This window comes from Bradyrhizobium sp. AUGA SZCCT0169 (genome assembly GCF_018130085.1).
Lineage (GTDB): Bacteria > Pseudomonadota > Alphaproteobacteria > Rhizobiales > Xanthobacteraceae > Bradyrhizobium.
Map to the genome: position 1 here is coordinate 65411 of NZ_JAFCMC010000008.1, position 14040 is coordinate 79450.

The window sequence follows — 14040 nt, forward strand, 5'->3', positions numbered from 1 at the left end:
TCGTGCTCACGCGCTGCGTCTGAAAACGCTTTGAACTGCCGCTTGATGCGGTCGATGGGCAGGCGTGGCAGCCACAGGCTGAGGATTCGCCGCCGGTTCGCTGAAAAGGCACTCATCACATTTCCATTCCATGATCCAACGCCCGACCGGGCCATGACGGTTACGAACGAGCTCGGCGTCGAACACCGGCGCGCCCCACGCATGCCAGGGTGCTGATGGCGGCGAATGCGCCGCGCGCACGATCCATCTTGTCTCCGCGGTCGAGGGCTGCGGCACAGCCGCCAGCCGCAGCAGCAATGCGGTGACGCCGGAAGCCTGCGCGGCCAAAGTCAGTTTGCGGCTGGCGACGAGATCGAGCTGGCGCGGCTCGCCCCAGACTTCCAGCACCACGGCGCCGAGCGCATCGCAGGCCAGCGCGTCGGCGGCGGTCCGTAACGCCGCGTCGGCATCGGCGGCGCGCACGGTGACCAGCAGCCGCGGATCAAGGCCGAGTTCGGCGAGCCCGCTCATCGACAGCGCGCCGGATTCAATTTCCGAAAAATCCTGCCGCACCCAGACCAGCGGCCGGCGCGATGTCAGCCGTCCCGCAAGGCCCGCGATAAATCCCGTCGCCGCCGCACCCTGATGTCCTTCGGCAAAGACTTCATGCACCGTGGCGCGGGCAAGGCCGCCGCACAGCGTCGCATCGGCCTCGGCATGGCCGAGCGCCACTTTATGAAGCGCGTGCGTATCCGCGCCCGCCTCGATGCGTTCGATGCGGCCGCGCAAACGCGCAAGCGTGTTTAGGCGTGCGCCGGTCATGCGCCGTTCCCTTAAAGAAATCGTGGCCATCGCTGGTTTTGAAATGAACCCGCTGCTGGCTCATTTGTTCATGATATGTTCTAATATAAAGCTAACAGGGCCCAAGGAGTCAATCGGGAATACTACCCAGGCGATTCATGAGTGGAATCAAAGGGATTCAATGATGGACGTGCAACGCAAGCTGGAAATCCTGGCTGATGCCGCCAAATACGACGCCTCCTGCGCCTCCAGCGGCACCGAGAAGCGGGATTCCAGCGACGGCAAGGGCCTCGGCTCGACCTCGCCCGGCATGGGGATCTGCCATTCCTACGCGCCGGATGGACGCTGCATCTCGCTGCTCAAAGTCCTGCTCACCAATGCCTGCAACTACGATTGCCTTTATTGCGTCAACCGCACCTCTTCGAACGTGCCGCGCGCGCGCTTCACCGTCGATGAAGTCGTGAAGCTGACGATCGACTTCTATCGACGCAATTACATCGAGGGCCTGTTTCTCTCCTCCGGCATCATCCGCAGTGCCGACTACACCATGGAGCAAGTGGTGTCCGTCGCGCGAAAACTGCGCGAGGAGCATCTCTTCCGCGGCTACATCCATCTGAAAACCATTCCGGAAGCCGATGATGCGCTGATCACCGAGGCCGGCAGATATGCCGACCGGCTCAGCATCAACATCGAAGTGCCCGAGGAAGCCAGCCTTGCCAAACTCGCGCCGGAAAAGGACGTGCGCGCGATCCGCCGCACCATGGGCCGGCTGCGGCTCAAGCTCGATGAGGCGCAAGAAAATAACAGCAGCAACGACAAGACCATAACAAAGGCAAAGCCGCCGCGCTTCGCGCCGGCCGGGCAGAGCACGCAGATGATCATCGGCGCGGATGCGGCCGACGACAAAACCATTCTCCATACCAGCGCCAATCTCTATGGCTCCTACAAACTCAAGCGCGTCTATTATTCCGCCTTCAGCCCGATCCCGGATGCCAGCCGCGCGTTGCCGCTGGCGGCTCCGCCGCTGGTCAGGGAGCACCGGCTTTATCAGGCCGACTGGTTGATGCGGTTTTATGGCTTCGATGTCGGCGAGATCGTTGATGAAAGCGCCGGCATGCTGCCGCTCGATATCGATCCGAAACTCGCCTGGGCATTGCGGCACCGCGAGCGCTTTCCGCTCGATGTGAACCGGGCCAGCCGCGAGGACCTGCTGCGGGTGCCCGGCTTCGGCCGCAAGGCCGTCGACCGCATCATCGCCACGCGCCGCGTCACTTCCATCCGTGCGGCCGATCTCGCCCGGCTGCACATCCCGAAGAACAAGGCGCTGCCATTCATCGTTCTCAGTGATCACCGCCCGCAGCCTCATCTGCTCGACGGAGCGAAGCTGGCGGAGCGCTTCAGGCCGAAGGCGACGCAATTGGGGTTTGGATTCTAAACACACCGTCATGGCCGGGCTTGTCCCGGCCATCCACGTCTTTTCCTCCGCACCGAGGGAAGACGTGGATGCCCGGGACAAGCCCGGGCATGACGAAGGAGACAGGCGGCATTTAATGCACACCATCACCCTCGAGCACGAAACCGATTTTGACGGCTGGCGCAAAGCGGCGCGAACACTGGTGCTGAATGAGGTAAGCCCGGCCGACGTGACATGGCGTGTGCAAGGCGACGCGCCTGGATTGTTTGAATCGACCACCCCACTCCCCGACCCGCCAAATGCGACTTTCAACGTCCCGGCCAAATTCGTCGAGCTGGCGAAAGTCGCGATCCTTCATCGCCATAGCGAACGCTTTGCCATCCTCTATCGCCTGCTGTGGCGGCTGCGCGGCAACCATGACCTGCTTGTCGTCGCGACCGATCCGGATGTAGCACGCGTTAGCGCGATGGCGAAGGCCGTGCATCGCGACGAGCACAAGATGCACGCCTTCGTCCGCTTCCGCGAAATCGGCCGCGAACAGAAATCGCATTTCGTCGCCTGGTTCGAGCCGGAGCATCATATCGTCGAACTGGCAGCGCCGTTCTTCGCCCGCCGCTTTGCCGACATGCCCTGGTCGATCCTGACGCCTGACGTCTGCGGGCATTGGGACGGCCATGCCGTCTCGATCACGCCGGGGGTAGCCAAGGCCGAGGCGCCGACCGAAGATCGGCTCGAGGAAACCTGGCGGCGTTACTACGCCAGCATCTTCAATCCCGCCCGGCTGAAGGTGAAGGCCATGCAGGCCGAAATGCCGAAGCGATATTGGCGGAACCTGCCGGAGGCCTCGTTGATTAAGCCTCTGATCGCAAATGCCGAACGCACCGCCAGCGCCATGATCGCGCAGGCGGCGAGCGAACCGCATAAATCGCAGAAGCGGCAGGAACCGCCGATGAAACGCAAACAGGCTGCCGATGACATCGAAACCCTGCGGGAAGAAGCCGCCGATTGCCGCGCCTGCCCGCTCTGGAAGGACGCCACACAAACCGTGTTCGGCGAAGGCCCACAAGCCGCCCAGGTCATGCTGGTCGGCGAACAGCCCGGCGACAAGGAAGATCTCGCGGGCAAGCCGTTCGTCGGCCCGGCCGGCCAGATGCTGGACCGGGCGCTGGATGAGGCCGGCATCGACCGCGCAAAGGTCTACGTCACCAATGCCGTGAAGCATTTCAAGTTTGTGCCGCGCGGAAAAATCCGCCTGCACCAGAAGCCGAACACGCCCGAGATCAAAGCTTGCCGGCAATGGTACGAACGCGAACGCGCCGCCATCAAGCCTGCCTTGGTGGTGGCGATGGGTGCTACCGCGGCGCAGAGCGTGTTCGGCAAAATCACGCCGATCAACAAAAGCCGTGGACGCCTGATTGATCTCGAGGACGGCACGACGGCGCTTGTCACCGTGCACCCGTCCTATTTGCTGCGGCTGCCGGACGCCGACGCCAAGGCGCGGGAGTATCAGCGCTTCGTGGCCGATCTCAAAATCGCGGCAGCCTTGCTGCGAAAATCGGCGCACGCTGCCTGAATTTTCCCGCACATTCCAAAGGGTTTTCCAGCGAAGTGGATACCGGTTCGCGTCAAGAAAACGCGTCAAACCGAGAATCTATAGCCAGTTCCGATTCAATCGGAACTGGCTATAGGGGAACCGCAAATTCCCGTTACCGCCCCCTCGAATACTGACAAATAAATGTACAACCTTCAATTGATCGATGATACTATCTCATTCTCTTGGGGAGGGGTTGGGGCGTCCTGTTCACGCCATGACGTTCCCATGGGGTCGGCGCGCTGTGCGGTTTCCTCTAGCCCCGGTGCCGTGCAGCGCGCGACCTGTCTTTGCCATCATCTTGGCCATCATCTCTTGCGGCGATCGACCCTGCTCGCAGCTTCTCGCCTTGAGCATTGCCCGGCAGGCGCGGCAACGCCAAACTGCCGCCATGCAGATTCAAGCCGCGCGTAAATCCGACACTCCCCGCCATCATGCGCATCGAACGCGTGGAAGGCTATGTGCGCCTGGTCGGCCGATGGGACGCCGAACAGCACGCCGCTGACATCGCGTCGAACTCGTTGTATTCGTTGAGAATGAACGGGCCTACCGGACGTACCTCAAAACCGGGTTTATCGAGGAAGGCGTGGTTCGCGATTTGCACCGGGACCCCGACGGAACGTTCCGGTCGATGCGCCTGATGTCCATGCTGAGAAGGGAATGGGCAACGCGCCTGTGACACGCGCATCAGCGCAACGCTGCATCGCGCCAAGCCATAAGCCCTGCGACATCCTGTCATCTAACCTTCAACTCCATCGGTCAAAGGTTAACCGCCGTTAGTATTTCAGGGGGTTTTGCCATGACCGATATGACGCTCAATTCATCGATGGGGGCACCGATCCAGCCGGCTTCGAGGCCCAATCTCGACAAGGGTTTCAATCCGCTCACGATGATCCTGTTCTTCGGCATTCTCGCTGCCGGGTTCTTGTTCGTGGTCTACAGCATCTATGTCGACGTCGAAGCCACCGGCGCCAACGTGACGACCTACCTGCCCTACATTCTGCTGCTGATCGCGCTCTTGATCGCGCTCGGTTTCGAATTCGTCAACGGCTTCCATGACACCGCCAATGCGGTCGCGACCGTGATCTACACCCACTCGCTGCCGGCCGAATTCGCTGTCATGTGGTCGGGCTTCTTCAACTTCCTCGGCGTGCTGCTGTCCTCGGGCGCGGTCGCGTTCGGCATCGTCTCGCTGCTGCCGGTCGAACTGATCCTCCAGGTTGGAAGCAGCGCCGGCTTTGCGATGGTGTTCGCGCTCTTGATCGCCGCGATCGTGTGGAACCTCGGCACCTGGTGGCTGGGCCTGCCGGCTTCCTCTTCGCATACCCTGATCGGTTCGATCATCGGCGTCGGCATCGCCAACGCTGTCATGCGCGGCCGCGACGGCACCTCGGGCGTCGACTGGACCAAGGCCACCGAAATCGGTTACGCGCTGCTGCTGTCGCCGCTGTTCGGTTTCTGCATGGCCGCCATCCTGCTCCTGGTCCTGAAGTTCATCGTGCGCAACCCCGCGCTCTATTCGGCACCCGAAGGCAACAAGCCGCCGCCGCTGTGGATCCGCAGCATCCTGATCGCCACCTGTACCGGCGTCAGCTTCGCGCATGGCTCGAACGACGGCCAGAAGGGCATGGGCCTGATCATGCTGATCCTGATCGGCACCGTGCCGACCGCCTACGCGCTGAACCGCGCGCTGCCGGAATCGCAGATCGTCCAGTTCCAGAAGACCTCCGAGGCGGCCTCGAAGGTGATCGCCGCCAAGGGCGCCGGCCACAGCATCATCGGCGATCCCCGCCCGGCGGTGACGCAATATGTCGCCGCACGCAAGATCAGCGAAGGCACTTACCCGTCGCTGGCCGCGCTGGTGAAGGATGTCGGCGACCAGGTGCAGAAATACGGCTCGCTCAACAAGGTGCCGGCTGAAGCCGTCGGCAACACCCGTAACGACATGTACCTGACCTCGGAAGCGATCCGCTTTTTGATGAAGGACAAGGAAAACGACCTCAAGAAGGAAGAGGTCGCCACCCTCAACGCCTACAAGGCCTCGCTCGACAGCGCCACCAAGTTCATCCCGACCTGGGTCAAGATCGCGGTCGCGATCGCGCTCGGCCTCGGCACCATGATCGGCTGGAAGCGCATCGTCATCACCGTCGGCGAAAAGATCGGCAAGACCCACCTGACCTACGCGCAGGGCGCCTCCGCCGAACTCGTTGCCGCCGGCACCATCGGCGCCGCCGACATCTTCGGCCTGCCGGTCTCGACCACCCACGTGCTGTCGTCGGGTGTCGCCGGAACAATGGCGGCTAACGGTTCCGGCCTGCAGCTAGCCACCATCCGCAACCTACTGATGGCCTGGGTGCTGACGCTGCCGGCCGCGATCATGCTGTCGGCCAGCCTCTACGTGCTGTTCTCGTATATTTTCTGACGACACGAGAGACGTCAGCGGCCTGTTTTTCCGCTGCAACGCAATAGAAAAGCCCGCGCCTCCGGCGCGGGCTTTTTTTGCGTGCTGCAAAATCCAGGTCAGTTTGAAGAATGGCGCCTATTACTCCGCTTGGGAGTCAGTGTATTCACCATCTGGGCCAAATTGCTTTAGCCAATCGTTCCGACTCGGCAGATCGACGATCTTGGGCAAGTAAGACCGCTCCTCATATTGATCCTTGGGCAGGATCATGGAGCTCCTTTCGTAGCGCACCATGACGAGCTTCTCATCGTAGAGAAACATCCCTCTGGGGTAGTTCGTCATACCGGGAGCCTTTTGAAGTATCCTTCAATTATGCGCTCCGGAGGATTGGTTTTCCAGCCCTACGGGCTGCCACAGCATGGCCGGGGGTTTCGGCCTGCGAATTCCAGCAGCGCCGAAACTCAAACGATCAAGTGCAGAACCGTCGGTCCCTAGAAAGCCCAATTTCCCGAAGGGGCTGGCGGGCAATCCGGCGCCGGACCAATCCACTTCAGCCGCTAAACCAACGCGTAAGGAAATTCGGGCATGATCGGTTCAAGCTGAACCGAAGCTCGCGATTTCATACCGCGTCATGTTTCACGCGAACCAGTATCTCCTTCGTCTCCCCTCAATCATTTCGCCAAAAAACAAAACGCCTGCATGGACATGCAGGCGTTCTCTCAAGTTCTTGCGAAACATCATCAAGCCGTTGGCCGTCACGCCGGCATCGCGTTCTCCACCAGCTTGATCCAGTACGACGTGCCGTGGACGATCGCCTCGTCGTTGAAATTGTATTCGGGGTGATGCAGGCCCGCGGTATCGCCATTGCCGCAGAAGATGAACGCGCCCGGCCGCGCTTCCAGCATGTAGGAAAAGTCCTCCGCGCCCATCAGCGGCGGGGTCTCATGCACATTGGCCTCGCCCGCGATCTCCCTCGCGATCCGCGTGGCGAACTCGGTTTGCGAAGCATGGTTCACCGTCACGGGATAACCACGCTTGTAGGTGAGGTCGATCTTGGCGCCGGTGATCTGCGCCACGCCAGCGACCACTTCGTGCACGCGCTTTTCGACCAATGCACGAACTTCCGGAGTCAACGTCCTGATCGTGCCGCGCAATTCGGCGGTTTGCGGGATCACGTTGCGGGCGTGGCCAGCCTGGAATTCGCAGACCGAAATCACCGCCGACTCCAGCGGATCGATGCTGCGCGACACGATCGACTGCAGCGCGGTGACCACCTGCGCGCCGACCAGCACGGAATCGATGCAGATATGCGGTCGTGCCGCATGGCCGCCAAGGCCGGTGATCTTGATGTCGAGTTCATCGGTCGCCGCCATGATCGGGCCGGTGCGAATGGCGAAGCTGCCGACCGGAATGCCCGGACCATTGTGCATGCCATAGACCTGCTCGATGCCGAAACGGTCCATCAGGCCGTCCCTGATCATCGCGTCGGCGCCCGCGCCACCCTCTTCGGCCGGCTGGAAGATCACGACCGCATCCCCGGCGAAATTGCGGGTCTCGGCGAGATAGCGGGCGGCCCCTAACAGCATCGCGGTGTGGCCGTCATGGCCGCAGGCATGCATCTTGCCGGGATTCCTGGAGGCATAAGGCAGGTTGGTCGCCTCCTCGATCGGCAGCGCGTCCATGTCGGCGCGCAGCCCGATCACTTTGATGTCGCCCTTGCCGGCCGGCTTCTTGCCCTTGATGACGCCGACCACGCCGGTACGGCCGAGGCCGGTCGCGACCTCGTCGCAGCCGAATTCGCGCAACCGGTCCGCCACGAATGCCGCAGTGCGGTGCACGTCATACTGCAATTCGGGGTGTTGATGGATATCGCGGCGCCAGGCCTGAATATCGGGTTGAAGGTCGGCGACACGATTGACAATGGGCATTGCAAATTCTCTGCTTCCGGGTTGAACGCTTGCCTGTCTAGCATGCAAGACGTGCTCCACCCACCCCTCTGCCGCAGAGGCCCTATCCATCCGGAGCGCTTGCCAAGGGGGTCCGGTCGGGGCCGGGCTTGCCGACCACAACGCTGTTCGTGCCGGCAGTCTTCAGGCATGGCCGCCATTGTGGCGGTGCAGCTCGGAAACAGAAGCACCAGAGGGAGCGGGCCTCACGCCGCCAGCGTGTTCTCGACCAGCTTGATCCAGTATGACGTGCCGAATACGAGGGCCTCGTCGTTGAAATTGTATTCGGGGTGATGCAGCCCCGCGCTGTCGCCGTTGCCGCAGAAGATCAGCGCACCTGGCCGCTGTTCCAGCATGAAGGCGAAATCCTCGCCGGCCATCAGCGGCGGCATCTCGTTCACGTTGGCGTCGCCGGCAATTTCCCGGGCGGCCCGGACGGCGACGTCGGTCTGCGGGACATGATTGACCGTCACCGGGTAGCCGCGGTTGTAGGTCAGGTCGATCTTCGCCCCCGTGACCTGCGCTACGCCGGCGACGACCTCGCGCACACGCTTTTCCACCAGTTTCCGCACTTCAGCGTTCAGGGTACGAACGGTGCCTGCCAGTTCAGCGGTTTGCGGGATCACGTTGCGGGCATGGCCGGCGTGGAACTCGCAGATCGAAATCACCGCCGACTCCAGGGGATCGACGCTGCGCGACACGATCGACTGCAGCGCATTGATCAGCTGCGCGCCGACCAGCACGGAATCGATGCATTTGTGCGGACGCGCGGCATGCCCGCCGCGCCCCTCGATCCGGACGAAGACGGCGTCACCTCCGGCCATGATTGGACCGGGGCGAATGGCGAAGCTGCCGACCGGAATGCCCGGCCCGTTGTGCATGCCGTAGACCTGCTCGATGCCGAAACGGTCCATCAGCCCGTCCTCGATCATCGCGACGGCCCCCGCGCCGCCCTCTTCCGCCGGCTGGAAGATCACGACAGCATCGCCGGCGAAATTGCGTGTCTCGGCGAGATAGCGCGCCGCCCCGAGCAGCATGGCAGTGTGGCCGTCATGGCCGCAGGCGTGCATCAGGCCCGGATTCTTCGAAGCATAAGGCAGGTTGGTCGCTTCCTCGATCGGCAGCGCATCCATGTCGGCGCGCAGCCCGATCACCTTCACCTCACCCTTGCCGGCGGGCCTGTTGCCCTTGATGACGCCGACCACGCCGGTGCGGCCAAGACCGGTGACCACCTCGTCGCAACCGAATTCCCGCAACCGGTCCGCCACCAGCGCCGCCGTGCGGTGCACCTCGTACAACAGCTCCGGGTGTTGATGGATATCGCGACGCCAGGCCTGGATATCGGGTTGCAGATCGGCGACGCGGTTGACAATGGGCATGGAACTGATCGTTTTCTGGTTGAACGCTTGTGGCTCTGTAGCATGCAAGAGGCGAACCACCCAAACATCCCCTCGGCAAACTGGCGTTGCCAGCCCGACCTGAACTCGCTAAGCTCCTCGCGACGGCATGACTGGCCGTCGTAACGGCAGGTTTGGCCGTACCTCATGAGCAGGGTAGCTCTCGACCGGCAACGGGCGGGAGCTTTTTGTTTTTTGGACGGATGGCAATGGACGCAGGCAGCTGGCGAGTAGGCGTTTTGTTTTCCGAAACCGGCGTCACCGCTGCGATCGAGAGAACGCAACGCGCGGCGACCCTGCTGGCAATCCAGCAGATCAATGCCGCCGGCGGCGTGCGCGGCAAGCCGATCGAGCCGATCTGCTACGACCCCGGCTCGATCCCGCAGCAATACCGCGAGCTGGCCGTCAGGCTGTGCGATGAAGATCATGTCCGCATGATCTTCGGCTGCCATATGTCCAGCACGCGCAAGGCGGCGCTCCCCGTCATTGAAGCGCGAGGCGCCCTGCTGTTCTATCCCACGCTGTATGAAGGCTTCGAATATTCGCGCAATTGCATTTACACCGGGGCCTCTCCCAACCAGAACTCGGTCCAGCTTGTCGACTATCTCACCAACAATTACGGCCGCCGGGTCTTCCTGGTCGGCTCGAACTACGTTTACCCTTACGAATCAAATCGCATCATTGCCGATCTGTTTCTTCAGGCCGGCGGCGAGGTCCTTGACGAGCTTTACGTGCCGCTGGAATTAACGCCGCTTCATATCGAAAAGATCATCCAGCGCGTCAAAGCCAGCCAGCCGGATGTCATCTATTCGACCATCGTCGGCGCGGGCATCATTCCGTGCTTCAACGCGCTGGTTCAGTCCGGCCTCGACATGTCCAAAACGCCGGTCGCAAGCCTGTCAACCAGCGAGGCCGATCTCGTCCAGATGGCGCCGGAGGTGATCCGCGGGCATATCACCGCCGCGCCGTTCTTCTCGACGCTCGGCAGTGCGCAGGCGCAGGCATTCGTCCGGGCTTGCCGCGAGGCCTGCGGACCGGATACGCCGGTGACTGCGCCGGCGGAAGCCGCGTATTTTCAGGTCTTCCTCTATGCCGCCGCGCTGGAACGGGCGGGCAGCGATCGCTACAGCGAACTGCTGCCGGCGCTCTATGAGGTGGAATTCGAGGCCCCGCAAGGAAATGTGAAGATCGAACGGCGCAACAACCATACGCATCTGTGGCCCCGCGTTGCCAAGGTCAATGCGCGTGGCGAATACGAAATCGTGCACGAACCCACGGCCCGGGTTCAGCCCGACCCCTTCATGCTGGAGCATCGGCTGGGTTCATCCGAACCCGTGCCGCAGCCCGTGCGAATGTAGGGAGCCGTTCAAGTGTCCGTCGCGCTGTTGAAAGATCTGCGGGACCTCAACGTTCTCGTCATTCACCCTTTGGACACTGAGGGAGAGTTTCTGGTCGATCATCTGCGGCGGATCGGATGCACGGTGAATTGCCGCTGGCCCGTCCCCATCGAACTGCCTGCGCATACGGATGTGCTGTTTCTTTCAATCGACGACGAGACGCGCCCCGAAACCGAACGGCTGCTCAAATCCATCGCGCAGCCGGCGCCGACCATCCTGGCGATCGTCTCATACGAAAATCCATCGACGCTGCAGATCGTTCTCGAAAGCGGCGCACTGGCCGTCATCGAACGGCCGCTGAAACCGTTCGGGCTGCTGACAAACCTGGCGATCGCGCGAAATCTCTGGCTGCAGCAACAGGCGCTCAGCAAGCAAGCGCGCAAGTACAAGCGCCGGCTGCTTGGCGATCAAAGAATGGCAAAGGCAAAAGCGATCCTGATGTCGAGCAGCAGGCTCAGCGAGGCTGAGGCCTATCACGAGATACGAAATCGAGCGATGGCGAGCCGCGTGCCAGTAGACGAGGTTGCCAATCTGATCATCAGGTCGGAAGATATTTTACGCAGCAGAGCGCAAGCAGATTAGGCTTGCAAATGATTGCGAGAGCAGATTAGCATATTGACGTTGATAGTGCCCCTCATGGGCGCCGTCAGGACGTCCCCTCACAACGAGGCCACGTCTTGACGTAGCGGCGGAATGTTCTCCGAACCGCAGGTGGCAGAGTTGCCCGCAGACCGTTGACCCGGTCCTGCGGGTTTTTTGTTGCCGGCTGACAGAGACGTCAGCGTCTTCCCAAACCAGTCATCACGCTGAGTCTTTTCAGCAGTGCCCGAAGCTTTGCACAAACCAGGGGAACAAGATGTCCTTCAACAGACGTGACTTTTTAAAGACGGCGGCGATCACTTCGGCAGCGATCGCATCGCCTTCCGTCATCCGGCAGGCCTTTGCAGCCGACCCGATCAAGGTCGGCGCGCTCTACTCACAGACCGGCGGCCTGTCGATCGTCGAGAAGCTGCTGGCGAGCGCGGTGCAGATGGCCGTATCCGAGATCAATGCGGCAGGTGGCGTGCTCGGCCGGAAGGTCGAAGTCATCGTCGAGGACGGCGCGTCCGACCCAAAAACCTTCAACGAAAAAGCTTCCAAGCTCGTCATTCAGGATCGCGTGGCAACCGTGTTCGGATGCCACACCTCGGCCAGCCGCAAGGCGGTGCTGCCGATCTTCGAACGGCGCAACGCCATGCTGGTCTACCAGACCCACTACGAGGGGTTCGAGTGTTCGCGCAATGTCGTCTATTCCGGCGCGGTCCCGAACCAGCAGCTCGGGAAGTATATTCCGTGGATCGCCAAGACGCTCGGCAAGAAGAAATTCTTCATCGTCGGATCGGACTACGTCTATCCGCGCGAGATGGCGAAAGTCAGCAAGAAGCTGATCGAGGCCGCCGGCGCGCAATGGACCGGCGACGAGTATCTCGAACTCGGCCATTCCGAATGGGCGAGCATGGTCAAGAAGATCAAGGATTCGGGCGCGGACGTCGTGCTTTCCAACGTGGTCGGCGATTCCATCATCGCGTTCTACCGGGAGTTCAAGAATCAAGGGCTCTCGCAGGCGACGATCCCGATCTGCGCGACGGTCACTTCCGAAATCGAGATCGCGGCGATGGGCCCCGAATACGCCGCCGGCAGCTACACGTCGTTCCCCTATTTCATGTCGATCGACACGCCGGCCAACAAGAAGTTCATCGACGACTTCAGAAAGTTCACCAAGGATCCGAAAGCGGTGACCTACCACTCGCTGGAGGCGGCCTATTTCCAGGTTTTCCTCTGGAAGCAGGCGATCGAGAAGTCGGGACAGGTTACCGCGGACGGCATTCGCGATGGCATCCGCGGCCAGACCTACGACGCGCCGGGCGGCAAGGTCAAAATCGACGCCGACAATCTGCATTGCTGGCTGACGCCGCGGGTCGGCCAGTGGCAGCCGGACGGCCAAAGCAAGGTGGTCGACGCCTGGCCGGAGCCGATCAAGCCGCTCGCCTATTCGGCTTATGGCGAGACTGAAAGCGATCTGTTCTGCACGGCGAAGGGGCTGGAAACCGCCAAGCTGAAATAGCAAGCCCGGCCACATCGAAAGACATTCCAGCCGGGGCGCACCTCCCACCCCAACGCGCCCTGGCTGGAAGATGTTCAGTGCACGGTCCGGCTCCCTCGAAAGTAGACACGACATGATAGACACGATGTTTATCGGCCTCAGCCTGAGCTCGATCCTGCTGCTGGTGGCGCTCGGACTTGCGATCACCTATGGCGCGATGGGCGTCATCAACATGGCTCATGGCGAGATGGTGATGCTCGGCGCCTACACCGCCGTACTGTCGCGCATCTGGCTGGACGCCAACATCGTGATGGCCATTCCGATCGCCTTCGTCGTCACCGCGATCGTCGGCCTGGTCATCGAGCGCGTCATCGTCCGCCGGCTCTATGGCAGGCTCTTGGATACGTTGCTGGCGACATGGGGCGTCGCCATCCTGATCCAGCAGGCGATCAGGCTTGAATTCGGCCTGTCGTTCTTCGGCATTCACGTCGAGGGCCTGGGGCCCGGCCTTCAGAACGTGCCGGTGCCGGCAGCCCTGCAGGGCACGTTTCATTTGGCTGGAGTGGAAATCAATACCTATCGCGCCTTCATCATCGTCGTCACCGCCGCCCTTGCGGCCGTAACCTGGCTTCTGTTGCAGCGGACCTCAATCGGAATGCAGGTCCGCGCCATCATCCGGAACCCGAAAATGGCGGCGGCCTGCGGCGTCGATGTCGCACGCGTCAATGCGCTCACCTTCGCCTTTGGCTCGGGCCTCGCCGGAATAGCCGGCGTCATGATGTCGGGTTTCAAGACGGTATTCCCCGACATGGGCACGCCCATGGTGGTCGATGGCTTCCTGGTCGTCGTGGTCGGCGGCGTTGGAAGTCTCTTGGGATCGGTGCTGTCAGCCGGACTGCTCGGCGAGATCAACAGCGTGGTGGCCGCGCTCAAGAACGACACCATCGCCCGCGCCGTGATATTCGGCGTGGTCATTCTCATCATTGTCGTGAAGCCCAAGGGCCTTTTCTCGTTCAGGGGCCGCTAGAGTC

Annotated in this window: 10 protein-coding genes; 7 read left to right on the forward strand and 3 right to left on the reverse strand. The window is 61.8% G+C overall.

The window, feature by feature from the left end; genetic code table 11:
- Positions 1 to 6: 6 nt before the first annotated feature.
- Entirely contained in the window at positions 7 to 801 is a 795-nt protein-coding gene (locus JQ609_RS12155; RefSeq protein WP_212273597.1) for an ImuA family protein, read from the reverse strand.
- Between the two features lie 163 nt (positions 802 to 964).
- Here JQ609_RS12155 and JQ609_RS12160 point away from each other — a divergent pair, with 163 nt between their 5' ends.
- The 3 genes from JQ609_RS12160 (at position 965) to JQ609_RS12170 (ending at position 6207) form a co-directional block, all read left to right on the forward strand.
- Complete coding sequence (locus tag JQ609_RS12160) at positions 965 to 2215, forward strand: putative DNA modification/repair radical SAM protein (protein WP_212273598.1); 1251 nt, start codon at positions 965 to 967, stop codon at positions 2213 to 2215.
- 115 nt (positions 2216 to 2330) lie between these two features.
- Complete coding sequence (locus JQ609_RS12165) at positions 2331 to 3767, forward strand: UdgX family uracil-DNA binding protein (RefSeq protein ID WP_212273599.1); 1437 nt, start codon at positions 2331 to 2333, stop codon at positions 3765 to 3767.
- Positions 3768 to 4584: 817 nt separating this feature from the next.
- Positions 4585 to 6207, forward strand: coding sequence for an inorganic phosphate transporter (locus JQ609_RS12170; protein WP_212273600.1), 1623 nt, complete (start codon positions 4585 to 4587; stop codon positions 6205 to 6207).
- Between the two features lie 734 nt (positions 6208 to 6941).
- Here the strand turns inward: JQ609_RS12170 and JQ609_RS12175 are convergent.
- Both JQ609_RS12175 and JQ609_RS12180 read right to left on the reverse strand, forming a co-directional pair.
- Entirely contained in the window at positions 6942 to 8114 is a 1173-nt protein-coding gene (locus JQ609_RS12175; protein WP_212273601.1) for a M20 aminoacylase family protein, read from the reverse strand.
- A gap of 224 nt (positions 8115 to 8338) precedes the next feature.
- Positions 8339 to 9511, reverse strand: coding sequence for a M20 aminoacylase family protein (locus JQ609_RS12180; RefSeq protein ID WP_212273602.1), 1173 nt, complete (start codon positions 9509 to 9511; stop codon positions 8339 to 8341).
- A 227-nt stretch (positions 9512 to 9738) separates the two neighbouring features.
- On the opposite strand from JQ609_RS12180, the gene JQ609_RS12185 reads away from it, so the two are divergent.
- From JQ609_RS12185 to urtB, 4 genes are all read left to right on the forward strand, one after another.
- Positions 9739 to 10887 (forward strand): transporter substrate-binding domain-containing protein, encoded by a 1149-nt coding sequence (locus JQ609_RS12185; RefSeq protein ID WP_212205245.1) that lies wholly within the window; start codon positions 9739 to 9741, stop codon positions 10885 to 10887.
- A gap of 12 nt (positions 10888 to 10899) precedes the next feature.
- Positions 10900 to 11508 carry an ANTAR domain-containing protein gene (locus JQ609_RS12190; protein ID WP_212273603.1) on the forward strand — a complete coding sequence of 203 codons (609 nt, stop codon included), beginning with the start codon at positions 10900 to 10902 and terminating at the stop codon, positions 11506 to 11508.
- A gap of 274 nt (positions 11509 to 11782) precedes the next feature.
- Complete coding sequence (locus JQ609_RS12195) at positions 11783 to 13030, forward strand: transporter substrate-binding domain-containing protein (protein WP_212205235.1); 1248 nt, start codon at positions 11783 to 11785, stop codon at positions 13028 to 13030.
- Positions 13031 to 13142: 112 nt separating this feature from the next.
- Positions 13143 to 14036 (forward strand): urea ABC transporter permease subunit UrtB, encoded by an 894-nt coding sequence (gene urtB, locus JQ609_RS12200; protein WP_212205233.1) that lies wholly within the window; start codon positions 13143 to 13145, stop codon positions 14034 to 14036.
- Positions 14037 to 14040 lie beyond the last annotated feature (4 nt).